This is a genomic window from Rhodophyticola sp. (assembly GCF_965284195.1).
In the GTDB taxonomy this organism is placed as follows: Bacteria; Pseudomonadota; Alphaproteobacteria; order Rhodobacterales; family Rhodobacteraceae; genus Rhodophyticola.
This window is the reverse complement of record NZ_CBDIRM010000002.1, coordinates 118,261-139,621: the sequence shown is the minus strand read 5'-3', so window position 1 is coordinate 139,621 and position 21,361 is coordinate 118,261. Positions and strand designations below refer to the sequence as shown.

The window sequence follows — 21,361 nt, the reverse complement described above, 5'->3', positions numbered from 1 at the left end:
TTGCGAAAGTTGACCCCCATGTCATGCGCGCAACAGCGCGCGTTCATGGATCAGGTCGACCGGATGCCAGAACCGCGCCACCCTCGCCGCAGGTCATGTTCTTGGTCTGGTTGAAGCTGAAGGTGCTCGAGCATCGCCCATCGTCCCGCAGGCGCGGCCCTTGTAGCGCACGCCGATGGCCTGGCAGGCGTCTTCGATCACGCGCAGGTCGTGCCTGGCCGCGATCTCCAGCAGCCGGTCCATGTCGCAGGGCCGGTTGTTCATATGCACGGGAATGACGGCGCGGCTGCGCGGGGTGATCTTGGCCGCCAGGTCGTCCATGTCCATGGTCAGGGTCTGGTCGATCTCGACCAGCACCGGCACGGCGCCGACATGCAATACGGCCGCGGCGCTGGCCATCCAGGTATAGGCCGGCACCGAACCTCGTCCCCGGGGCCGATCCGGCAGGCTTGCAGTGCCGTGATCAGGGCCGCAGTGCCGTTGTTCACGGCCAGTGCGTGGCGCGCGCCCATCCGGCGGGCAAGGCTGCGTTCGAATTTCTGGCAGAGCCCGAGATTGCTGGAGGTGCGCAAAAGGTCACCATGCGCGATCACGCGTCCGACAGCGACCCACTCGCGCAAACCCAAACGTGGCATGATCAGACCCGTCCATAGAATTACTGGCGTTGTTCGATAAGCACAGCAGCCACATAGGCAAACTCGTTTGCCCTCGATCGGCTTTTGCGTATTGCAGGCCCACACCCGTTCATCAAAGCTATAAAAAGCTAAGGCGAAACGGTCGGAATGACAATTCAAACCTTGGATAAAGCCGTCGATTTGAAACGACTTAACGCCGATGTTGCGATTGTCGGTGGCGGGGCGTGCGGCCTGACACTGGCCCGCGCGCTGGCCGGACGCATGGGCAGCATCGTGGTATTGGAAAGCGGCGGGTTGACCCAGGACGACGCGCATGAGGCGCTGAATGCGGTCGATATCGCCGATGGCTGCTGGAGCGCCGAGGAATTCGCCGCACGCGACTTGTATCATCGCAGCCTGACAACCCACTGGGACGGTGCGCGCCAGACCTATGGCCTGCGCTGTCGGGGGCTTGGCGGATCGACGCAGGCCTGGGCGGGCAAGTCGGCGGTGTTCGAGCAGATCGCGCAGGCGCGGGACTGGGTGCCGCTTTCGGGGTGGCCCGTGAGCAGGGACGCGCTTGCCCCCTGGCTTGCGCAGGCCGGGGATCTGCTGAACCTTGGGCCGGGCCCGTATGATGCCACGCTTTGGGATCGGATCGGGCATACCCCGCCCGAACCGTCCCTGTCGGACACGGCGTTCCGTACCGTTTTCTGGAAATTTGCCCGGTCGCGGCGCAGCGTGACCGACATCATGCGGTTCGGTGCCGATTTCGTGGCCGATCCACCCGATGGCGTGCGCGTGCTGACCAACGCGACCGTGACGCGGATACTGACCGATCCCGAGGGGTGCAGGGTTGCCGGCCTGGAGGCGCGCAGCCTTGCGGGCCATCGGATCGAGGTCGCGGCCCCGATCTGTATCCTTGCCGCCAGCACGATCGAAAACGCGCGGCTTTTGCTGGTGTCACGCGATGCCGATCCGCGTGGGCTGGGAAACAGGCATGACACGGTGGGTCGATATTTGACCGACCACCCGACCGCGACCATCGCCCGCTTTGACAAGGAGGCCGCGCCCGATCTTGCGTCGCGCTTTGGCCTGTACGGATATCGCCAGGACGGTCGGACGCATGTCTACATGCACGGGCTTGCGCTGGACCCCGCATGGCAACGGGCCGAACGCGCGCTGAACGGGGCGTTGTTCGTCAACGAAGAGCGCGCGGATGACGACCCGTTCACCGCCGCCAGACGCATCCTGAAACGGCAAAGCCCGTCGGTTCTGAAAGACGCGATGTGCGTCGCGCGCAGCCCGGTGCGGATCGTGCGCGGGGCCACGGCACGCTGCCGATCGAGAGGAATTACATACCCCGGCCGATCTCAAGCGTGATCGTCGACGTGGCGCTGCGGCTGTTTCCCAACACCGTCGCCCGGGATTTCCAGAACGGTCGGCTTCCGGTCAAGTTGTCGGGGTTGCGGATCGAGGCGACGACCGAACAGCCGCCCCTGCCCGAGAACCGGGTGACCCTGTCGGACAGGCGCGATGCCTTTGGTCTTGCGCGTCCTTTCGTGACCTGGTCCGCCGGAGAGGCGGCCCGCGCAAACCTGCTGCGGATCGGGCAGCAGTTCGGCGCCGCGGCGACCGGCATGGGCCTGCCGCGCCCGCAGCTTTCGGACTGGGTTGTCAATGGCGCGCCCGAGCGCGCGGTGGCGATCGATCTGGGGCACATGATGGGCACCACGCGGATGTCGCACCGGCCCGAAGAGGGCGTTGTCGATACCGATTGCAAGGTGCACGGGGTCGAGGGGCTGTATGCCGCGGGCGGTTCGGTGTTGCCGACCGCAAGCCATGTCAATCCGACGCTGATGATGATCGCCCTGGCGCTGCGTCTGGCCGACCACCTGGCGGCAAACAAGCCGCGCGGTTGAGGGCGACGGCGGCGCGGCGACGGTTTGCACGGCTGATCCTACGCCGTCCGGTCAGGGATTTCGGGGGCGTTTCTGTCATTTTGATCAGCCCCGTCATCAATCCTGATGATGGCCGGGCTGCGGCCATGTGTAAGGTGCATCCACGAATCTTGTTTGCATTAAGGGAATTGTAGATGTCCGTGATTTTCAACGACGAACTGCCGACTGTCCTGTCCCAACCCGTCACCTATAGCCGTTCAGGTCGGCAACCGGTTTACCGCCATGATGTCGACAATCAGCTGCGACATGGTCGCCTCTGCTTCCGGCTGGACGTTCCCGCTGGTCGCACCGCAAGCCGTGTCAGTACACCCCAGACGCAGTCTGCACGGGTTTCGTCTATTTCGGCACCCTGCTGCCGTATTACTCTGCGGTCGGCAGTGTCATCCTGGCCGAGGATGGCAGTTTCGCGCTGAACATCAGGGGCGAGAACCCGTCGGTCCTGGCGACCAATCTGGGTGCCAACACCAGCTTTCGTGACACGATCCATTTCTCGGCGGATGGCACGCGGCTGGACGAGGCGCCCGCCGCCATGTCCGGGGCCACGATCGTAGTACAGGAACACCGCGTCGGTCAGCGCGCTGGACGGGACGCGGACGCCGCTGCTGGACCTGGGCGATGTGCTGGTCTCGGCGGGGGTGTCGGGCAGCAATCCCAGTGTCACGCCGCGGATCGCGCTGACCCTGACCGCAGGAGAGGACCGCGCCACCGCCAGCTTTACCCCGACCGGCGAGCAGTCGTTCGGCATCCTCTGCGGCACAGCCCGCGTCGATCGCGCTGGCGCAGGCCGGCGACAACGTGCTGCTGATCTATCAGGATCAGGCCAGCCGCGATGTGCTGGCCCGGCTTTTTGACCGCGACGCCACCCAGATCGGCGAGGAATTCACCATCGGCGGCACCGACAACGTGGCCTTCAACCGCGCGGCCGAGGACAGCGTGCACGCCCTGACCCTGGACAATGGCACCATCGTCGTGACCTGGTCCAACCGGCGCGAGGGCGTGGATGCCGACCCCGAGCTGTTCCAGGCGTTGCTCAACTCCGATGGCAGCTTTCTGCGCGGGCCCGAAGTGGTGAACACCGACCTGACCGGCGGCACGCAATATGACGGGCAGATATTCGCGTTGTCGGATGGCGGTTATGCGATCCTCTATCACACCATCGGCGGCACGCCCTACCGGCAAGAGGCCGTGGTGCGGCAATACGATGCCAATGGCACTCCGGTCGGTGGCAGCGTCACCTTCGAGGATCAAACCGAGGGCCGCTCGCTGAACGCGCATTTCGGCGCGATCTTTCCCAACGGTTTCGCCTATATGCTCGACGGGCTGGAAACCGAGTTCACCGCCGTGATCGAGGGCCAGCCTGCCCTGATCAACCAGCCGCTCCACCCCGCCGGTGGTCGACACCGGAACGAGTGGCGATGACAGCATCACCGGGGATGCAGGTAACGACACCCTGTCGGGTAGTGCGGGCAATGACACGCTGACGGGCGGTGCGGGCAATGACCTGCTGAACGGCGGCTTCGCTGGACAGCGTCGATGCGGGTGCGGGCGACGATGTCGTGCTGGGGCTGAACGGGTTCGACACGCTGAACGGTGACGCGGGCAACGACACGCTGGAGGGCGGCAACGGGTTCGATGTCCTGAATGGCGGCGATGGCGACGACCGGCTGGAAGGCGGGATCGCCTTTGACTTCCATCTCGGGCGGGGCTGGCAACGACCTGCTGATCGCCGGTGACGGGTTCGACACGCTGGATGGCGGCACCGGCGCCGACACGCTGATCGGCAATTCCGGCAACGACCTGCTGCAAGGTGGCGATGGTGATGACCTGCTTGAAGGCGGGATCATGGCCGACACGCTTGAGGGTGGTGCAGGCAACGACCTGCTGCGGGGCGGCTCGGGCGGTGACACGCTGCTGGGCGGCGACGGCGATGACCGGCTGGAAGGCAACGGCGGCGCGGACCGGCTGGACGGCGGCACCGGGGCCGACGTTCTGATCGGCGGGATCGGGGCCGATACCTTTGTGTTCATGGCCGGGTCCGGCGCGGACCGGGTGGCCGATTTCCAGAACGCCATCGACGCGATCGAGATCGACGCGGCCCTGATGGGCGGTGGCACGCCGGTGGCGGCGGATCTGATCGCCTATGCCGGGCGTGACGCCGACGGCTTCCTGATCCTGGATTTCGGCAATGGCGACACGCTGACCTTTACCGGTGTCACCAACACCGGCGCGATCCTCGACGAGGTCACGTTCCTCTGACGTCACACCCCGGTCTTTCGCCTGTGCGGCCGAGCGGCCGCCATGTGTCGTCTTCAATAAAGGGCGTGCGCGGATGCGACCCTTCTGGCCGGATTACTTGGGAACCAGCACCGTATCGACGACGTGGATCACGCCGTTCGACTGGTTGACGTCCGCGATCGTGACGCGCCCGGCATTGCCGCTTTCGTCATAGATATAGACATTGTTGCCGCGGACCTGCGCGGACAGCGCATCGCCCGAGACGGCATTGAAATGATAGAACCCATCGGACGAGGCGCGCGCGCGGCGGGCGATCTCGGCGGCCGACCAGTCACCGGCCACCACATGCGCGGTCAGGACCTTGGTCAGCATGGCCTTGTTCTCGGGCTTGAGCAGGGTTTCGACGGTGCCTGCGGGCAGGGCCTCGAACGCCATGTTGACCGGGGCAAACACCGTGAACGGGCCTTCGGACTGCAGCGTCTCGACCAGCCCGGCCGCCTGGACCGCGGCCACGAGGGTCGTGTGATCGGCAGAGTTGACGGCATTCTCGACGATGTTCTTGGTCTCGAGCATCGCCGCGCCCCCGACCATCGGGTTGTCGGCGTGGGCCGGTGCCGAGATCAGCAGGGCCAGCGCCGTGGCGGCCAGTTTGGATGCGGTTTTCATAGTCTCTCTCCTTGATGACATGCGGCCGGGGTCTCGGGGCCATGCACAATGCACGACCCGGATGCCGTGAAAGTTTCATCCAAGGTTTCCGTCACAGCCGGGGTCACAGTCGGGGCCAAACATATTCCAATTGACGCAGATCATTCAGACGCCGGGCCCGGGGCCTTAAAATGGGGTCGTGATTGGCGAGGCTGATCCTGGTGGTTTTCAAATTCAGCGCGTCGTCGGTCATGATCACCAACGCACAGGATTCCCCCATGACCTATCATCTTGTCCCTGCCGCCGACATCACCCGCGTCCACGCCGAAAGTGCCGGCGAGCAATACCGTTCCGTCATCACCGAACTGGCCGATGGCGGCGCGCTGGTGGTGTTCGAACAAAGGGTCCGCCCCGATCCCGATCTTTTCATCTATGATGTCGAAGTCAGCGCACAGCGCTATGACGCGACGGGGGCGGCGCAGGGTGGCCTGATCTCGCTGGCGCGGCTTGAGGGCGTGGTGCAATCCCAGGTGCCCGACTATTACCCCTTTGCCACCGGGCTGGAGGGCGGCGGGTATGTGATCGGCTGGCATGACCGGGCTTCGGGCGATCTGCGGGTGCAGACCCATGATGCCGCGGGCGGGCTGATCTCCGATATCCTGCTGCCGGTGCCGCCGCGCTATCTGGACTCGCGCGATCAGTATGTCGATGTGTCCGCCACCAGTGGCTCGGCGGCCATCACCGGGCTGGCGGGGGCGGCTTGCCGTCTCGTGGGATGGCGGCTATGCCGGGATCCCGGCGCAGTATTCCGGGGCCGACACGACCTATACCCAGAGCTTCGACGCCACCGGCGCGCCGGTTGGCGGCCCGGTGCAGATCACGCCCTGGGTCGGCAACGTGTCCTATGGCTATGACCTGCACAGCCTGGTGTCGGATACCGCGGCGCTGGGGAATGGCAATTACATCGTGGTGATGCGCGGCGGCGAGGGCGCGCCGGGCAATGACAGCGATCATCCGGCAGTCCTGGGACGCATTTATGACGCGGCGGGCGTGCCCGTCACCGACAGTTTCATGATCAGCCAGAGCCTTGAGACATGGGCCGATCGCGGCTCGGTCGCGGTGCTGGAGAACGGTGATTTCGTGGTGGCCTGGCGTGGCGAGGACAGCGGGTTCTGGCGCCGGTTCGACAGCGACGGCACCCCCCTGACCGAGGCGGTGGCGCTGGATGCCTATTACGTCGACCTGCGCGCCGCGGCGATGCCCGATGGCGGGTTCCTGATCACGGCGATGTATTCGGGCTACAACCCGCCTACACCACCTATGGCTATCGTTTTGATGCCGACAACGTGCTGGTGTCCTGCAGCAATCATGTGCGCCGAGCGCCGGGTGCCCGATTACGAGACCAACTATTACGCCTTTCCGCCCGAGGTCGCGGTGCTGGGCAATGGGCAGCTTCTGATGCTGGTCGAGGGCCACGCAAGCTGGAACGGCACCGCCTTCGAGGTGATGACCTGGCGCCAGTTGGCCGAGGACCTGGGCAGCCTGGGCGATGACACGATGCAGGCGGGCGCCGACGGCAGCGCGCTGTTCGGGCGCGCGGGGGCAGACAGCCTGCAAGGGGCCGGGGCCGCGGATTACCTGGATGGTGGCGCGGGCGATGACACGGCTACGGGCGGGGCAGGCAATGACACGCTGGTGCCTAGCGACGGCAACGACAGCTTGCAAGGCGAGACCGGCGACGACACGTTCGTCAGCGGCTCGGGCGACAACACGGTTCAGGGCGGTGACGGCATCGACCGGCTGATCCTTGACGGCGTGCGCGCCAGCGGCGTCACCGTGCGCGGCCCGGCGGATCACCTTGTCATCACCCACGACGGCAACCGGACAGAGGTGACCGGCGTCGAGCATTTCGAATTCCGCCTTGGGTCCTTTGGTGATGTGCTGACCCTCGAAGAGCTTGCCGCTGCGCAACAGCACGGTCTATGGCACCGAGGGGGTCGACCGGCTGATCGGCGATTACGGCGACGACCGGATCTATGCCTATGGTGGCGATGACCGTGCCGATGGCGGGAAGGCAACGATTCCCTTTATGGCTATGCCGGCAATGACACGCTGATCGGCGGGCTGGGCGACGATTCACTGGATGGTGGCGACGGCAACGATGTCCTGCTGGGCGGCGAGGGCGATGACACGCTGTGGGCCGGGTATGGCGATGACACGCTGGATGGCGGGGCCGGGACCGACCGCGCCATCGTGGGGATCAGCACGCTCAACAGCATGGTGGTCAGCGGCCCGGCGCGCCAGGTCACCATCGTCTCCTATCGCGGCACCGATGTGTTCCGCGGGATCGAGGACTTTCAGTTCTCGGACACCAGCCTGAGCCTTGCGCAGGTTCTGGCGCTGCGCGACCTTACCCTGACCGGCGGCGATGGCGATGACACGCTGCTGGGGGACTACGGCAACGATGTGCTGAGCGGTGTCGCGGGCAACAACCTGCTGGATGGCGGGGCAGGGGATGACACGCTGACCGGCGGAACCGGGTCCGACACCCTGCTGGGCGGGGCGGGCAATGACGTTCTGACCGGCGGGGCCGGGCCGGACGATCCGGGCGACAGCATCGCGGCGGGTGATGGCAACGACACGGTGACCGGCGGGGCCGGCGCAGACAGCATCAACGGCGGCCTCGGCTTTGACAGCATCGATGCGGGCGCGGGCGACGATTCCGGCGCTCGGGCTGAACGGCTATGACACGCTGGATGGCGGCGACGGGGCCGATACGCTGTCGGGCAATTACGGCAACGACAGCCTGCTGGGTGGGGCGGGCGACGATGAGCTGCATGGCGGGCTGGGGTTCGACTGGCTTGACGGGGGCACGGGCGACGACCTGCTGCGCGGGCTGGACGGCTATGACACCCTGCTGGGCGGGGACGGGGCCGACACCCTTTATGGCAACAACGGCAATGACAGCCTTGATGGCGGCGAGGGCAATGACCGGCTGGAAGGCGGAACCATGGCCGACACGCTGGAGAGGTGTCGGCAACGACCTGCTGTTTGGCGGCACTGGCGGCGACGTGTTGATCGGCGGCGACGGCGATGACCGGCTGGAGGGCAACGCCGGGCGCCGACCGTCTGGATGGCGGGTTGGGCGATGACGTGCTGAAAGGCGGGATCGGGGTCGATACCTTTGTGTTCATGGCCGGGTCCGGCGCGGACCGGGTGGCCGATTTCCAGAACGCCATCGACGCGATCGAGATCGACGCGGCCCTGATGGGCGGTGGCACGCCGGTGGCGGCGGATCTGATCGCGTTTGCCGGGCGTGACGCCGACGGCTTCCTGATCCTCGATTTCGGCAATGGCGACACGCTGACCTTTACCGGCGTCACCAACACCGGCGCGATCCTCGACGAGGTCACGTTCCTCTGACGTCACACCCCGGTCTTTCGCCTGTGAAAGGCCGGGGGCATATGTCGCCGGACACCGGGCGATCGGCGCTTTCCAGCACAGTTTGGTCCTTTCCGACCCCAAACTGTTTACGCCTCGAAATCGCCATGAAAAGACTGCCCGTATCGTTTGGTATCCGGTTCAATCGCACCGTTATGCGTCAGGACACCAGAAGGACGAAGGCATGACGCAGGCCGATCAATACGAAATATACATGCTGAGCCTGATCAACGCAGAGCGCGCCAGGGTCAGGGCGGACCCGCTCGCGCTTGAGCTGAACCTCAACGTTGCATCAGAGCTGCATTCGCAATGGATGCTGCAAGAGAACATCTTTTCCCACACCGGCGGCGCAGCGGCTCGTCCGCCAACCAGCGCATGCGCGATGCGGGCTTCGACTTCAGCGGCGCTTGGCAGTCGGCGGAAAACCTTGCCGTTCAGAGCGAACGCGGGGCGGCGGGCATCATGGACGATGTCCAGGATCTGCATGTCCCGTTGATGGACAGCCCCGGCCATCGGGCCAATATCCTCGACCCGGCGCTGGATTATGTCGGCATCGGTGTCGAGCGGGGCAATTTCAGCTTCAGCTCGGGCACCTATCAATCGGTCATCGTGACCCAGACATTTGCCGCGACCGGCGGCACGGTCGATCTTGACACCGGGGCGGCGGATGACGACGGGCCGGTGATGGACTCCGACGACGAGGTTGTCACGGGCACGGGTGCCGATGACAACCTCGAAGGCGGCGGTGGCAACGATACGCTGTCGGGCAATGCGGGCAATGATCTGCTGCGTGGCGGCGCGGACGACGATCTGCTGGAACGGCGGCTTCGGGTTCGACGTGATGCATGGCGATGCGGGCCATGACACGCTGATCGGGTTGCAGGGGTTCGACACGCTTCATGGCAGTGCAGGCAACGACCTGCTGCGCGGCAATGCCGGCAATGACCTGCTGTAGCGGCGGGCAACGACCGGCTGGAAGGCGGTATCGGGTTCGACACGATCCATGGCGACGCGGGCAATGACCTGCTGTTCGGTGGCAACGGGTTCGATGGTCTGTTCGGCAACGCGGGCAATGACACGCTGTCCGGCAACGCGGGCAACGACCTGCTGTATGGCGGCGGTGATGCCGACCGGCTGGAGGGCGGCATCGGGTTCGACACGTTGAACGGCGACGCGGGCAACGATGTCATCTTTGCGGGCAACGGGTTCGACCTGCTGTTTGGCGGCGCAGGCGTGGACCGGCTGGAAGGCAACGCCGGCAACGACACGCTGGACGGCGGGGCAGGGGCGATGACGTGCTGAAAGGCGGGATCGGGGTCGATACCTTTGTGTTCATGGCCGGGTCCGGCGCGGACCGGGTGGCCGATTTCCAGAACGCCATCGACGCGATCGAGATCGACGCGGCCCTGATGGGCGGTGGCACGCCGGTGGCGGCGGATCTGATCGCGTTTGCCGGGCGTGACGCCGACGGCTTCCTGATCCTCGATTTCGGCAATGGCGACACGCTGACCTTTACCGGCGTCACCAACACCGGCGCGATCCTGGACGAGGTCACGTTCATTTAGGGCACGCGTATAATTCACAAGTGACAAACGAGGGCTTTGCCCGGCGCCTTATGGTAAGTTTTGACGGCCCCGCTGGTTATCCAGAGGAGCCTTTTACTTGAGTGACCGTTTTACTTGAAGAAATCCTCGAGTGGTCAGAGCGGAGTCAGTCCACTCGAGAGGCCACTTGGTGAAATCCGCCTCGCTGACCTGCCCTGAGGCCAGATCCTCCATCATCCTGACGCCTTCGATTGGCGGCGGCCGGAAGGCGTACCCGTTGAGCCGCAGAAATGTGAGGGCCGTCACGAAGGCCGTGCGCTTGTTTCCGTCAACGAAGGCATGTGCCTTGGAGATGCCGAAGGCATAGGCGGACGCGATCTCTGCAAGGTCGGCGTTGGTATATGCGGCGAGGTTCATCGCGCGGGCGCAGCCCATCTCCAAAAGCGTATGGTCGCGCAGTCCGGAGGCCCCGCCATGGCGGGTTATCTGTCGATCATGGATCGCAAGGACGGCGGCAAGCGGAACCCAGGTTGGCCCCGTCATGCGAGAGCCTGAAGCAGATCCCTGTTCTCGTCCATGATGATCTCTGCGGCAGCCAATGCGGATGCGACCGCGGGATCGTGTGGGGTGATCTTCAGACTGCCATCATCGCCGCGCACCACGAACAGCGTGTCACCCTCCTTTGCATCGAGGATTGTCAGCATTTCGGTCGTCAGGGTCATGACGGCGGAGTTGCCAACCTTTCGGATCTTGGTTTCGATCATGACATGACTCCTTGGATATATATAAGTATATACGACACGCATCGCAAAAACAAGCTCTTCAACATTTACCGTCAGGGGCCGGGGGCTTTCCCGCTTGTTCTCTTGTCGACCCGCGGTTCACGAAGACCTGTTGTCAGGGACTGCCTGTCTGTCTGCATTCTATTGTGGCAGGCGGTGCTGGAAACCTCCGAAGGGTTCATGACGCTGTACGCACGGACCGAACTGCGTGTCAGCGGATTCATCGTCACCAATGCCCTGAACGTGACCGCACAGCGCCACGATGCGGCGGGCGGGTTGATCGGCGATCCCGGGATGCATGTCGAACTTGATCGGTGGCCGCAATCAGGCATGCTGGTTTCCAGACGGCAGGCCACCTGCGGAGTGCCGGACAAGGGCGGAGTTCGTCATGCCTGCACCTTTGGGGGTCATTGCCCGGGATCGGCGCTGTGGTTGATGTCGTTGGTGTCGGGTTTTCCATCTATGACCTGACCAACGGCGATCCGACCCAGCAGAAGATCGATGAGCTCTCCAGCAAGATCTATGCGCTTGAGGCCAGTATCGACCAGCTTGGCGTCACCCTGATGCAGGAGCTTGAGGTCGTTCAGGCGCTGATCCCGACCGTGGCCATCAACACGGCGGTTGCCGATGCCCGCGCGGCACGGGGCGAGTTGCTGCGGCTTCAGGCCGTCGAAGATCCGTCAGAGCAGCAGCGGCTTGATACCATTGCCAGCGCCGAACAGGCGCTGCTACGCGTTCTGGGACAGGCCGGCACGATCCTGAACGGCCAGAACCCGGAATCGGCCATCGGGCTGTTCGGGGCGCTGGCCTATGCGGTCACGGTGCGGCTGGAGGTGGCACATGCCCTTGAAGACGGCGCGATGGGCGCGCAGGTGCTGCGCGGTTCGCTTGCCGATACGGCCGGGGCGCTGCGCCGGATCGCACAGGAAATTCCCGGGCAGATTCATGATGCGATCGAAACCCGGACGACCACAAGCCAGCGGGCCGAGGGTGGTCTGATCGTGGTCAGGTTCGTGACCACCGCCTTCAGCCCGTTCAGCGAGGCGCAGGAGGTCAACACGGTCGAAAAGGGGTTCGGACCCTTTCAGCTTATTGCGGGCATCCAGGCCGAGCTGGACTTTCGGATCAACACGCTGGAGCCCCGGATGCGCGACAGGCTGGCGGAGGCCGAGGCCGAGCTGCTGCCCCTCGCCGAGATTGCCACCGCCGCGGACCAGTTGGACGCGCTGGCCGATGGCACGCAAAGAACCGGCACCCCGGACCGTGACACGCTGACCGGCACCGATGGAAACGATCTCTTGATCGGGCTGGGGGCGACGACGTGCTGGACGGCGGCGAGGATGGCGACGTGCTGTATGGTGGCAGCGGGAACGATGCGTTGCAGGGTCAGGGCAGTCATGACGTGCTGGACGGTGGTGCGGGCGCGGACACGATCACCGCGGGCACCGGCAATGACGCTGATCGACGGCGGTGCGGGCGATGACCTGCTGAATGGCGGCGTCGGTTTTGACAGCATCGACGCGGGGGTGGGCGACGATTCCGCGTTCGGGCTGAACGGGTTCGACACGATCCACGGCAACGCGGGCAATGACACGCTGTCCGGCAACGCGGGCAACGACCTGCTGTATGGCGGCGGTGATGCCGACCGGCTGGAGGGCGGCATCGGGTTCGACACGTTGAACGGCGACGCGGGCAACGATGTCATCTTTGCGGGCAACGGGTTCGACCTGCTGTTTGGCGGCGCAGGCGTGGACCGGCTGGAAGGCAACGCCGGCAACGACACGCTGGACGGCGGGGCCGGGGCGGACGTGCTGAAAGGCGGGATCGGGGCCGATACCTTTGTCTTTGGCGTGGGTTCTGACCATGATCGCATCGCCGATGTCCAGGCTGTCGATACGGTGCAGATCGCAGCCGGCCTTTTGGATGGGTCCACCGATCTGGCCGATTTTGCCAGTCAGAACGCCGATGGTTTTCTGATGCACCAACATCCGGAACTCTGGTAGTCAAAACCTTCAGCAATGTCACCGACCTGTCGACGATCCTGGACAACGTAACCATCATCTGATCTGCCATTATCCGACCCGGCTGCGTGGCCCGCGTCGACAGCGGGCCGTGCTTGATTGTCCCCCCTTGCCTGATCCCCCTTTGCCCTGCCATGGTGCCAGTGTGTGTGATTGCGCCGTTTTTTTCAGATTGTCAGCCGGAATTACCCGGATATTTGACCCAAACCTTATAAGGAGTTGCCATGCTTCCCGACTTTCCCGAGATCACCTCGATCGAGGATTTCACCGCCTGGGCCGGGCTGTTGTCCACGACGGCGGCCTTTACCGGCGATACCGACCTGCTTGAAGCGCTTGGATCGAACCCCGAGACCATCACCGTGGGGCAATACCTGGACCTGCTGGATGCGGCCGAAACCTCGTTGCTGGCGACCGATTTCAGCTTTCTGAATACTGCTCTGGAGAGCTACGAGTCGTTGCTGCGCCAGAACCTGCCCCAGGACACGCTACCCGATGGCACAACGGTGGATGAGATCGTCGATGCCGCGCTGGGGTTCCTGCGCGATCTGGCGGCGGGGGATTTCTCGTTCATGGATCGTGAGCCGTCCAGAACCGCGCGGGTGCAGCCGACCAGGCACCAGGAGGTGGTGGTAGCGGCGGCGGTGGCGATGGTGGTGGATGAGCGGCAGTGGTGGCTGATCTGAGCGACCTGTTCGATCTGCCGGGCCTGCCCGATCTGCCGAATTTCGGCTGGGTCTCGGGCGATCCGCATCTTCAGACGCTGGATGGCGTCGGATATGATTTCCAGGCTGCGGGCGAATTCGTGCTGCTGCAATCGACCGGTGCCGACGACTTCATGTTGCAGGCGCGCATGGTGCCGGTGGGCACCGATGTCAGCGTGAACCAGGCGATTGCGACCAACCTGGACGGCACGGCGGTGATGGTCGATGCCAATGACGCGACACCGCTGCATATCGCGGGCACCGCCACGGCGCTGACCGACGGGCAGTCGGTGGCGGTGGGCAATGGCCGGCGTGTTCCGCAATGGCGATACCTATGCCATCGTCTATCCCGGTGCCGATGGGGTGGTGAACGATGGCGACAGCCAGGTGCTGATCCGGGTGCAGGACGGGCGGCTGGATCTGGATGTGCGCCTGAATGCCGAACTGATGGGCACGCTTGAGGGGCTGTTGGGCGATGGCAACGGCGATACCGCAAACGATGTGGCGCGGGCCGATGGCACACCGCTGGCGCGGCCCTTCACCTTTGCCGAGCTTTATGGCGCCTATCGTGACGACTGGCGCGTGGACAGCGCGGGCGAAAGCCTGTTCACCTATGACGGGGGCGAAAGCCTGGCGGGGTTCTATGACGCGGCCTTTCCCGGCGCGCTGATCAACCTGGACACGCTGGACCCGGCCACGCGCGCCGCGGCCGAACAGGCGGCGCAGGACGCAGGGCTGGTGCCGGGCACGGCGGCCTATGACAACGCGGTGCTGGATTTCGCCCTGACGAACGATGCCAGTTTCCTGACCTCGGCGCTGCAAACGCCGCTGTCGGTGATCGGCACGATGCGGGCCGAAATCCTGACCGGGGGCGCGGGTGCCGATGTGATCTACGGGCTTGACGGCAAGGACAACATCACTGCGGGTGACGGCAATGATGTGATCTCTGGCGGCCCGGGCAGCGACACGATAGATGCCGGTGCGGGCGAGGATCAGCATCAATGCCGGCAATGACAGCCTGATGTGGCGGGGCGGGGCAACGACCGGCTGGAAGGCGGTATCGGGTTCGACACGATCCATGGTGACGGTGGCAACGACACTCTGTCGGGCAATGCGGGCAACGATCTGCTGTATGGCGGGGCGGGCGATGACCGGCTGGAAGGCGGGATCGCCTTTGACGAGATGCATGGCGATGCCGACAACGACACCCTGATCGGCGCTGAAGGGTTCGACACCCTGTATGGCGGCGACGGCAATGACATGCTGGAAGGCAATGCCGGCAATGACAGCCTGATGGGCGGGGCGGGCAACGACCGGCTGGAAGGCGGTATCGGGTTCGACACGATCCATGGCGACGCGGGCAATGACCTGCTGTTCGGTGGCAACGGGTTCGATGGTCTGTTCGGCGGAGATGGCGATGACCGGCTGTCGGGCAATGCCGGGAATGACACGCTGGACGGCGGGATCGGCGATGACGTGCTGATCGGTGGGATCGGGGCCGATACCTTTGTCTTTGGTGCCGGGTCTGGTGCCGACCGGGTGGCCGATTTCCAGCCCGTCGATACGGTCGAGATCGCCGCATCCCTGCTGGGCGGGGCCGGTGATGCCAGCGGCTTTGCCAGCCTCAATGCCGATGGCTTCGTGATCCTGGACTTCGGGGGCGGCGACAGCCTGACCTTTACCGGGATCACCGATTTCGCCACGATCCAGAACGATATCGTGCTGGTCTGACGGCACCGGGCGACCGGGCAGAAGGCCGGGTGGGCCCGTTCCACCCGGCCTCTTTCGGCAGCATGGCGCGGCGCGGGGTGTCCGGGTGACTAACCGGGTGACTCTGCGGCGCGGCATTGCTATCCCGGTGGCCGAGACATTTCAGACCGACAGGATTTGATCCATGCAGACAGACCAGACCGCGCTGCCCGGCGTCGTGCTGATCACGCCGCCGCGCTTTGGCGATCACCGGGGCTTTTTCAGCGAAAGCTACAGCCGGGCCAAGCTGGCGCAGGCGGGCATCGACATCGACTTCGTGCAGGACAATCATTCGCTGTCGTCCACCGTGGGCACGGTGCGTGGCCTGCATTTTCAGGCCCCGCCGCATGCGCAGGACAAGCTGGTGCGCTGCGGGCGCGGGGCGTTGTTCGACGTGGCCGTGGATATCCGCCGCGGCAGCCCGACCTATGGGCAGTGGGTGGGATACGAGCTGTCGTTTGAAAACGGGCGGCAATTGCTGGTGCCTGCCGGGTTTGCCCATGGCTTCATGACGCTGCAACCCGATACCGAGATCGTCTATAAATGCAGCGATTACTACGCCCCCGAGACCGAAGGCGCGCTGTTGTGGAACGACGCCGATATCGGCATCGACTGGCCGCTGGAAGACATCGATGCGGTGATTTCCGACAAGGACGCCGCCGCCCCCGGCATCGCAGGCTTTGATAGCCCGTTTGCGTGGGAGGGCGGGCAATGAAACTGCTGATCACCGGCGGGGCCGGGTTCATTGGCTCGGCGGTGGTGCGGCGCGCCATTGCCGACGGGCATCAGGTGGTCAACCTGGATGCGCTGACCTATGCGGCCTGTCTGGACAACGTGGCCAGCGTTGCCAATCACCCCGATTACGCCTTTGCGCATGTCGATATCCGCGACCGTGCGGCCCTTGACGATGTGTTTGCCGCCCATGCGCCCGATGCGGTGATGCATCTGGCGGCGGAATCGCATGTGGACCGTTCCATCGACGGGCCGGGCGATTTCATCGAGACCAACATCACCGGCACCTACAACATGCTCGAGGCCGCGCGCAGTCATTGGACGCAGGTGGGCAAGCCCGCGGCATTCCGGTTTCACCACATCTCGACCGACGAGGTGTTCGGCAGCCTGCCGCAAATCCGGACGTGTTCTCCGAAGAGAGCCCTACGATCCGCAACAGCCCTATGCCGCCTCCAAGGCCTGCGGCGATCACCTGGTGCGCGCTGTGGCACGAGACCTATGGCCTGCCGGTGCGTGCTCACCAACTGTTCCAACAATTACGGGCCGTTTCATTTCCCCGAAAAGCTGATCCCCGTGGTGATCCTGAAAGCCTTGGCCGGAGAGCCCATTCCCGTCTATGGAACAGGCTCTAACGTGCGGGATTGGCTCTATGTCGAAGATCATGCGGAGGCTTTGCTGTTGGTGCTGCAAAAGGGGCAGGTCGGGCGCAGCTACAACATCGGCGGCGAGAACGAGCGCACGAACCTCGATCTGGTGCAGACCCTGTGCGCCATCCTGGACGACAAGCGGCCCAAGGCGCAGGGCTCTTACGCCGATCAGATCACATTCGTCACCGACCGGCCCGGCCACGATGCGCGCTATGCGATCGACCCTGCCCGCATCCGCGCCGAACTGGGCTGGCGGCCCTCCGTGACGGTCGAGGAAGGTCTGGCGCGCACGGTGCAATGGTATCTGGATAACGAGGGCTGGTGGCGCGCGCTGCAATCGCGCGACGGTGTGGGCAAACGTCTGGGCACGGGGTGACGGGAAATGCGGCGGCTGTTCCTGCATGCAGGTCCGCACAAGACCGGCACCACGTCGTTCCAGATCGCCCTGTGGGAGCGGCGGGGCCAGCAGGATCTGGCGGTCTATGTCGAGGCCGAGACGCGCAAGAACTCCGGTCAACGCCGCGCGGTTCGCCAATGCCTTTACCCGCCCCGGCCTGATGACGATGCCGCGCCTCAAGGGGCAGGTGCCCGCCCCCGATGCGCCCTTGCGCGCCGCGATGCGGGACGCGCTGGCGGCACAGGCCGCGCAGGCCCCGGCGCGGGGCGACATGGTGATCTCGTCCGAGGCGTTCAGCCATCTGCGTGGCACGGGCGAGGCCGCCGCCCTGCGCGCGGCCCTTGCGCCCTTTGACAGCGTCATTCCCATCCTCGCGCGTCGCAACCTTGCCGACTGGCGGGCCGCGCGGCAGGATCAGCTGCGCAAGACCGGCGTGTGGGAGGAGATGACCGCCCTGCCACCGGGCAAGTCGTCGGATGGCCCGTGGTATTATGACTGGCAGGCGCTGTGCGATTTCTGGGCCGGGTTCGGCCCGGTGCGGGTGGTCGATTACGATGCGGCGCTGGCCGGTGATGGCTCGGTCCTGCCAGCGCTGGCCCGTGCGCTGGACCGGCCCGGCCTGTTTGACGGGCTGGACGATCTGTGGCTCAACCGTCGCGGAGAGACATGGGCGCGCGCCGATGTGGCCGGGCAGATATCGGCGCAGGACGGCACGCAGGCAGCATCGCCGGGAAAGGGCACCGCATGAGCGAGACACCGCAAAAACTGGACCGGCTGTTCCTGTCCGTGGGCGCGATGAAGGCGGGCACCACATGGCTGCACCGCCACCTGGCCGGCCATCCGGGCATCCATTTCAGCCCGGAAAAGGAAATCCACTATTTCGCCGATCCGCAGGGGCGCAGCTATATGTCGCTGGCCGGGCGGCTGGATCGCTATCAGCGCGTGGTGCGCAACCTTGCCCCCGACCGCCTCAACCCGCATGTGCAGCGCAACCTGGCCTGGTATGCCGACCCCTATCTGGCGCCGCAGGTCGATGACGCCTGGTATCGCGGGTTGTTCGACATGCGCCCCCCGCGCAAGAGCGATGCGCCCTGGGTGGCGGATTTTTCCAACCTTTACGCGGTGCTGGATGGCGAGGGCTGGGCACATGTGGGCCGTGTCGCGCGCGAGGTGCGGGCGATCTATACCATGCGCCACCCGTCGGCGCGGCTGTGGTCGAGCCTGAAATTCTCGTATGAATATTCGGGGCGCGCGGCGGAGCTGGCCAGGTTGGACGAGGCCACGATTGCCGCCTATTTCGACGATCCCGGCACGCGGGCCCATGCCGATTACGCGCGCGTCGTGCAATCGCTGCGTCATCACCTGGGGGCGGATCGCGCGGCGTTCTTTTTCTTCGAGCAGGTGCGCGCCCACCCGTTGGAAACGCTGCGCCGGATCGAGGGGTTTCTGGACCTGCCCGAGCATCAGTATCGTCAGGACGCGCTGGAGGCCCGGATCAACCCGTCGCGCGAGATGGGCGTACCGCCCGCGTTTCTGGACCGGGCCGAGGCGATCCGCGCCGAACAGGTGGCGCGGCTGGGCGATCTGGGGCTGGACGTGCCCGACAGTTGGCACATCCCCTTGGGGGAATAGGGAGGTATGCGATGAAGATACTGGTATTCGGACGCAGCGGGCAGGTGGCCACGCAATTGCAGGCCCAGGCCGAGGTCATTGCGCTGGGGCGCGACCGGGCTGATGTGATCGCGCTGGGGCGCGACCGGGCCGACCTGACCGACCCCGCCGCCTGTGCGGCGGCCATCGCCACCCACGCGCCCGACGTGGTGATCAACGCCGCCGCCTATACCGCCGTTGACCGCGCCGAGGAAGACGAGGCGCAAGCCAGCGTGATCAACGGCGCCGCCCCCGGTGCCATGGCGCGGGACTGTGCGGCGCGGGCGATCCCGTTCGTGCATATCTCGACCGATTATGTCTTTGCCGGGGATGGCGATGCGCCCTGGTCCCCCGATGACGCCCCCGGCCCGCTGGGGGCTTATGGCCGCTCGAAACTGGCGGGCGAGCGCGCGATTGCCGAGGCTGGCGGGCAATGGGCGGTGCTGCGCACCAGTTGGGTGTTTTCGGCCCATGGCAGCAATTTTCTGAAAACCATGCTGCGCCTGTCAGAGACCCGCGACGCGCTGAACATCGTCGAGGATCAGATCGGCGGGCCGACCCCGGCGGATGCCATCGCGGCGGCCTGCCTGACCATGGCCCGCGCCATGGTGGACGATGGCGGCAAGGGCGGGATGCATCATTTTTCAGGCACGCCCGACACCAGCTGGAAGGGCTTTGCCGAAGAGATCTTTGCCCGCGCGGGGCGCAATGTGGCGGTGACCGGAATCCCTACGTTCGCCTATCCCACGCCCGCGCAACGCCCGCTGAATTCGCGCATGGACTGTTCCGCCCTCAAGGCGCAGTTCGGCATTGACCGGCCCGACTGGCGCGCGGGCATCGACCGCGCGCTGGCGGCGCTTTCGAATTGATCCTGATATTGAACCTGAAAGGCATTTTTCCATGACCACACGCAAGGGCATCATTCTGGCCGGCGGCTCGGGCACGCGACTGTATCCGATCACCATGGGCGTATCCAAGCAGTTGCTGCCGATCTACGACAAGCCGATGATCTATTACCCGCTGTCGGTGCTGATGCTGGCAGGCATCCGCGAGATCGCCATCATCACCACGCCGCACGATCAGGCACAGTTCCAGCGCACTCTGGGCGATGGCAGCCAGTGGGGTTTGACCCTGACATGGATCGAACAGCCCAGCCCCGACGGGCTGGCGCAGGCCTATATCCTGGCCGAGGATTTCCTGGATGGCAGCCCGTCAGCCATGGTGCTGGGCGACAACATCTTTTTCGGCCACGGCCTGTCGGAAATGCTGGCGTTGGCGGATACCAAGACGGAGGGGGCACGGTGTTCGGCTATCGCGTGGCCGATCCCGAAAGATACGGCGTCGTAGGGTTCGACAAGGTGGGCGCCGTGACCCAGATCGTCGAAAAGCCGGACGTGCCGCCGTCGAACTATGCGGTGACGGGGCTGTATTTCCTGGACGGCAGCGCGCCCGAGCGTGCCCGCAAGGTGCAACCCTCGGCGCGCGGCGAGCTTGAGATCACGACGCTGCTGGAATCCTACCTGCACGATGGCAGCCTGTCGGTGGAGCGCATGGGGCGCGGCTATGCCTGGCTGGACACCGGCACCCACGAAAGCCTGCTGGACGCCGGCAATTTCGTACGCACACTGGAAAAGCGGCAAGGACTGCAGACCGGCAGCCCCGACGAGATCGCATATGGCAATGGCTGGATCGACGCGGACGCTCTGCGCGCCCGCGCCGGGCAATTCTCAAAGAACGATTACGGGCGGTATCTGCTGGGCCTGTTGAAGGGCTGACCGGGGCAGGGGGTGGCCCGTTTGACGCCTCTCAGAAGATGAAATCGCCTGCATCCAGATCGGCCAGGCGACATCATCCAGCCGGATGAAATCGCCCGAGCCATCCGCGATGATCACGCGGTTGCTGCCGACCTGCGTCATGTGATTGGCGGCCAGGCCTGCCCAGTCGGTGATCGCCGACATCGCCTGTCAGGTCGATATCTTCGCGCCCGTCGAACGCGTCGAAATCGGTGATCGTGTCCTGCCCGAACCCGTCGGCAAAGACAAAGGTCTCGGCCTGATCGCCGCCAACCAGCAGGTCGTTTCCGGCCCCGCCGATCAGCACGTGATTGCCGACCTCGCCGCACAGGGTGCCTTTGCAAGACAGCTGAGTTTGCACTTTGAAGCTGTTAACAGCGGCTCGGTTCACGGACTATAGAACCTGAATCGAGAGCCCTGTGGCCAGCTACTTAATTTGAGTCGGCCTG

General features: G+C 64.9%; 33 protein-coding genes and 4 pseudogenes. 31 read left to right on the top strand and 6 right to left on the bottom strand.

Annotated features, from left to right (window positions below):
- Positions 1-43: 43 nt before the first annotated feature.
- From ACQ651_RS21125 to ACQ651_RS21115, 3 genes and pseudogenes are all read right to left on the bottom strand, one after another.
- A complete protein-coding gene (locus ACQ651_RS21125; protein WP_430450546.1) occupies positions 44-151 on the bottom strand; it encodes a DegT/DnrJ/EryC1/StrS family aminotransferase in 108 nt (35 codons plus the stop codon).
- Positions 142-417, bottom strand: a pseudogene (locus ACQ651_RS21120) (DegT/DnrJ/EryC1/StrS family aminotransferase); the annotation flags it as partial. The pseudogene ACQ651_RS21120 and the gene ACQ651_RS21125, both read right to left, overlap by 10 nt.
- Complete coding sequence (locus ACQ651_RS21115; protein WP_430450500.1) at positions 330-635, bottom strand: DegT/DnrJ/EryC1/StrS family aminotransferase; 306 nt, start codon at positions 633-635, stop codon at positions 330-332. The pseudogene ACQ651_RS21120 and the gene ACQ651_RS21115, both read right to left, overlap by 88 nt.
- A gap of 180 nt (positions 636-815) precedes the next feature.
- Between ACQ651_RS21115 and ACQ651_RS21110 the strand changes: the two genes are divergently transcribed.
- The 6 genes from ACQ651_RS21110 to ACQ651_RS21085 all read left to right on the top strand — a co-directional run bounded on the left by ACQ651_RS21110 (position 816) and on the right by ACQ651_RS21085 (position 4,831).
- Positions 816-1,997, top strand: a complete 1,182-nt coding sequence (locus ACQ651_RS21110) for a GMC family oxidoreductase N-terminal domain-containing protein (protein WP_430450499.1) — start codon at positions 816-818, stop codon at positions 1,995-1,997.
- Positions 1,994-2,536 carry a GMC family oxidoreductase gene (locus ACQ651_RS21105; RefSeq protein WP_430450498.1) on the top strand — a complete coding sequence of 181 codons (543 nt, stop codon included), beginning with the start codon at positions 1,994-1,996 and terminating at the stop codon, positions 2,534-2,536. Before ACQ651_RS21110 ends, ACQ651_RS21105 begins: the two co-directional genes overlap by 4 nt.
- Before the next feature lie 834 nt (positions 2,537-3,370).
- Positions 3,371-3,994 (top strand): hypothetical protein, encoded by a 624-nt coding sequence (locus ACQ651_RS21100; RefSeq protein ID WP_430450497.1) that lies wholly within the window; start codon positions 3,371-3,373, stop codon positions 3,992-3,994.
- Complete coding sequence (locus ACQ651_RS21095; protein ID WP_430450496.1) at positions 3,966-4,169, top strand: calcium-binding protein; 204 nt, start codon at positions 3,966-3,968, stop codon at positions 4,167-4,169. Before ACQ651_RS21100 ends, ACQ651_RS21095 begins: the two co-directional genes overlap by 29 nt.
- Positions 4,096-4,308, top strand: a complete 213-nt coding sequence (locus ACQ651_RS21090) for a calcium-binding protein (RefSeq protein WP_430450545.1) — start codon at positions 4,096-4,098, stop codon at positions 4,306-4,308. Before ACQ651_RS21095 ends, ACQ651_RS21090 begins: the two co-directional genes overlap by 74 nt.
- Positions 4,259-4,831, top strand: a complete 573-nt coding sequence (locus tag ACQ651_RS21085; RefSeq protein ID WP_430450495.1) for a calcium-binding protein — start codon at positions 4,259-4,261, stop codon at positions 4,829-4,831. The genes ACQ651_RS21090 and ACQ651_RS21085 overlap by 50 nt, the downstream gene beginning before the upstream one ends.
- A 93-nt stretch (positions 4,832-4,924) precedes the next feature.
- On the opposite strand, the gene ACQ651_RS21080 is transcribed toward ACQ651_RS21085, so the two are convergent.
- Positions 4,925-5,476 carry a fasciclin domain-containing protein gene (locus ACQ651_RS21080; RefSeq protein WP_430450494.1) on the bottom strand — a complete coding sequence of 184 codons (552 nt, stop codon included), beginning with the start codon at positions 5,474-5,476 and terminating at the stop codon, positions 4,925-4,927.
- Between the two features lie 257 nt (positions 5,477-5,733).
- On the opposite strand from ACQ651_RS21080, the gene ACQ651_RS21075 reads away from it, so the two are divergent.
- From ACQ651_RS21075 to ACQ651_RS21020, 12 genes and pseudogenes are all read left to right on the top strand, one after another.
- A complete protein-coding gene (locus ACQ651_RS21075; RefSeq protein ID WP_430450493.1) occupies positions 5,734-6,369 on the top strand; it encodes a hypothetical protein in 636 nt (211 codons plus the stop codon).
- Positions 6,370-6,427: 58 nt separating this feature from the next.
- Positions 6,428-7,510, top strand: a complete 1,083-nt coding sequence (locus tag ACQ651_RS21070; RefSeq protein ID WP_430450544.1) for a calcium-binding protein — start codon at positions 6,428-6,430, stop codon at positions 7,508-7,510.
- Positions 7,461-7,571 (top strand): hypothetical protein, encoded by a 111-nt coding sequence (locus ACQ651_RS21065; protein WP_430450543.1) that lies wholly within the window; start codon positions 7,461-7,463, stop codon positions 7,569-7,571. Before ACQ651_RS21070 ends, ACQ651_RS21065 begins: the two co-directional genes overlap by 50 nt.
- Positions 7,535-7,690, top strand: a pseudogene (locus ACQ651_RS21060) (calcium-binding protein); the annotation flags it as partial. The gene ACQ651_RS21065 and the pseudogene ACQ651_RS21060, both read left to right, overlap by 37 nt.
- Before the next feature lie 18 nt (positions 7,691-7,708).
- Complete coding sequence (locus ACQ651_RS21055) at positions 7,709-8,203, top strand: calcium-binding protein (protein ID WP_430450492.1); 495 nt, start codon at positions 7,709-7,711, stop codon at positions 8,201-8,203.
- Positions 8,157-8,552, top strand: coding sequence for a calcium-binding protein (locus ACQ651_RS21050; protein WP_430450491.1), 396 nt, complete (start codon positions 8,157-8,159; stop codon positions 8,550-8,552). Before ACQ651_RS21055 ends, ACQ651_RS21050 begins: the two co-directional genes overlap by 47 nt.
- Positions 8,527-8,607, top strand: a complete 81-nt coding sequence (locus ACQ651_RS21045) for a hypothetical protein (protein ID WP_430450542.1) — start codon at positions 8,527-8,529, stop codon at positions 8,605-8,607. Before ACQ651_RS21050 ends, ACQ651_RS21045 begins: the two co-directional genes overlap by 26 nt.
- A 598-nt stretch (positions 8,608-9,205) precedes the next feature.
- Positions 9,206-9,760 (top strand): CAP domain-containing protein, encoded by a 555-nt coding sequence (locus tag ACQ651_RS21040; protein ID WP_430450490.1) that lies wholly within the window; start codon positions 9,206-9,208, stop codon positions 9,758-9,760.
- On the top strand, positions 9,738-9,851 hold the full coding sequence (locus tag ACQ651_RS21035) for a hypothetical protein (RefSeq protein WP_430450489.1): 114 nt from the start codon (positions 9,738-9,740) through the stop codon (positions 9,849-9,851). Before ACQ651_RS21040 ends, ACQ651_RS21035 begins: the two co-directional genes overlap by 23 nt.
- Positions 9,852-9,865: 14 nt before the next feature.
- A pseudogene (locus tag ACQ651_RS21030) lies at positions 9,866-9,937 on the top strand (hypothetical protein); the annotation flags it as partial.
- Positions 9,920-10,198 carry a calcium-binding protein gene (locus ACQ651_RS21025; protein WP_430450541.1) on the top strand — a complete coding sequence of 93 codons (279 nt, stop codon included), beginning with the start codon at positions 9,920-9,922 and terminating at the stop codon, positions 10,196-10,198. The pseudogene ACQ651_RS21030 and the gene ACQ651_RS21025, both read left to right, overlap by 18 nt.
- A complete protein-coding gene (locus ACQ651_RS21020; RefSeq protein WP_430450488.1) occupies positions 10,192-10,461 on the top strand; it encodes a hypothetical protein in 270 nt (89 codons plus the stop codon). Before ACQ651_RS21025 ends, ACQ651_RS21020 begins: the two co-directional genes overlap by 7 nt.
- A 93-nt stretch (positions 10,462-10,554) precedes the next feature.
- On the opposite strand, the gene ACQ651_RS21015 is transcribed toward ACQ651_RS21020, so the two are convergent.
- Both ACQ651_RS21015 and ACQ651_RS21010 read right to left on the bottom strand, forming a co-directional pair.
- On the bottom strand, positions 10,555-10,983 hold the full coding sequence (locus ACQ651_RS21015; RefSeq protein ID WP_430450487.1) for a type II toxin-antitoxin system death-on-curing family toxin: 429 nt from the start codon (positions 10,981-10,983) through the stop codon (positions 10,555-10,557).
- Positions 10,980-11,204: an AbrB/MazE/SpoVT family DNA-binding domain-containing protein gene (locus ACQ651_RS21010; RefSeq protein WP_430450486.1), complete on the bottom strand. Its 225-nt coding sequence runs from the start codon at positions 11,202-11,204 to the stop codon at positions 10,980-10,982. Before ACQ651_RS21010 ends, ACQ651_RS21015 begins: the two co-directional genes overlap by 4 nt.
- Positions 11,205-11,378: 174 nt before the next feature.
- On the opposite strand from ACQ651_RS21010, the gene ACQ651_RS21005 reads away from it, so the two are divergent.
- The 13 genes and pseudogenes from ACQ651_RS21005 (at position 11,379) to ACQ651_RS20945 (ending at position 21,312) form a co-directional block, all read left to right on the top strand.
- The gene (locus ACQ651_RS21005; RefSeq protein ID WP_430450485.1) at positions 11,379-11,693 is read left to right on the top strand and encodes a hypothetical protein; all 315 of its coding nucleotides are present in this window, start codon (positions 11,379-11,381) and stop codon (positions 11,691-11,693) included.
- A complete protein-coding gene (locus ACQ651_RS21000; protein ID WP_430450484.1) occupies positions 11,651-13,225 on the top strand; it encodes a calcium-binding protein in 1,575 nt (524 codons plus the stop codon). The genes ACQ651_RS21005 and ACQ651_RS21000 overlap by 43 nt, the downstream gene beginning before the upstream one ends.
- 242 nt (positions 13,226-13,467) lie before the next feature.
- Positions 13,468-13,926 (top strand): hypothetical protein, encoded by a 459-nt coding sequence (locus tag ACQ651_RS20995; RefSeq protein WP_430450483.1) that lies wholly within the window; start codon positions 13,468-13,470, stop codon positions 13,924-13,926.
- Complete coding sequence (locus tag ACQ651_RS20990) at positions 13,914-14,405, top strand: VWD domain-containing protein (protein WP_430450482.1); 492 nt, start codon at positions 13,914-13,916, stop codon at positions 14,403-14,405. Before ACQ651_RS20995 ends, ACQ651_RS20990 begins: the two co-directional genes overlap by 13 nt.
- Positions 14,392-14,958 (top strand): calcium-binding protein, encoded by a 567-nt coding sequence (locus ACQ651_RS20985; protein ID WP_430450540.1) that lies wholly within the window; start codon positions 14,392-14,394, stop codon positions 14,956-14,958. The genes ACQ651_RS20990 and ACQ651_RS20985 overlap by 14 nt, the downstream gene beginning before the upstream one ends.
- A 9-nt stretch (positions 14,959-14,967) precedes the next feature.
- Positions 14,968-15,675 carry a calcium-binding protein gene (locus ACQ651_RS20980; RefSeq protein WP_430450481.1) on the top strand — a complete coding sequence of 236 codons (708 nt, stop codon included), beginning with the start codon at positions 14,968-14,970 and terminating at the stop codon, positions 15,673-15,675.
- Between the two features lie 163 nt (positions 15,676-15,838).
- Positions 15,839-16,408, top strand: a complete 570-nt coding sequence (rfbC, locus tag ACQ651_RS20975; RefSeq protein ID WP_430450480.1) for a dTDP-4-dehydrorhamnose 3,5-epimerase — start codon at positions 15,839-15,841, stop codon at positions 16,406-16,408.
- Positions 16,405-17,448, top strand: a complete 1,044-nt coding sequence (rfbB, locus tag ACQ651_RS20970) for a dTDP-glucose 4,6-dehydratase (protein ID WP_430450479.1) — start codon at positions 16,405-16,407, stop codon at positions 17,446-17,448. Before rfbC ends, rfbB begins: the two co-directional genes overlap by 4 nt.
- A gap of 106 nt (positions 17,449-17,554) precedes the next feature.
- Positions 17,555-18,217, top strand: a complete 663-nt coding sequence (locus tag ACQ651_RS20965) for a hypothetical protein (protein ID WP_430450478.1) — start codon at positions 17,555-17,557, stop codon at positions 18,215-18,217.
- Positions 18,214-19,101, top strand: a complete 888-nt coding sequence (locus tag ACQ651_RS20960; RefSeq protein WP_430450477.1) for a sulfotransferase — start codon at positions 18,214-18,216, stop codon at positions 19,099-19,101. Before ACQ651_RS20965 ends, ACQ651_RS20960 begins: the two co-directional genes overlap by 4 nt.
- An 11-nt stretch (positions 19,102-19,112) precedes the next feature.
- The gene (gene rfbD, locus ACQ651_RS20955) at positions 19,113-19,988 is read left to right on the top strand and encodes a dTDP-4-dehydrorhamnose reductase (protein WP_430450476.1); all 876 of its coding nucleotides are present in this window, start codon (positions 19,113-19,115) and stop codon (positions 19,986-19,988) included.
- A gap of 31 nt (positions 19,989-20,019) precedes the next feature.
- Positions 20,020-20,894 (top strand): annotated as a pseudogene (gene rfbA, locus ACQ651_RS20950) (glucose-1-phosphate thymidylyltransferase RfbA).
- A 169-nt stretch (positions 20,895-21,063) separates the two neighbouring features.
- Positions 21,064-21,312 carry a hypothetical protein gene (locus tag ACQ651_RS20945; protein ID WP_430450475.1) on the top strand — a complete coding sequence of 83 codons (249 nt, stop codon included), beginning with the start codon at positions 21,064-21,066 and terminating at the stop codon, positions 21,310-21,312.
- Positions 21,313-21,361: the final 49 nt, after the last annotated feature.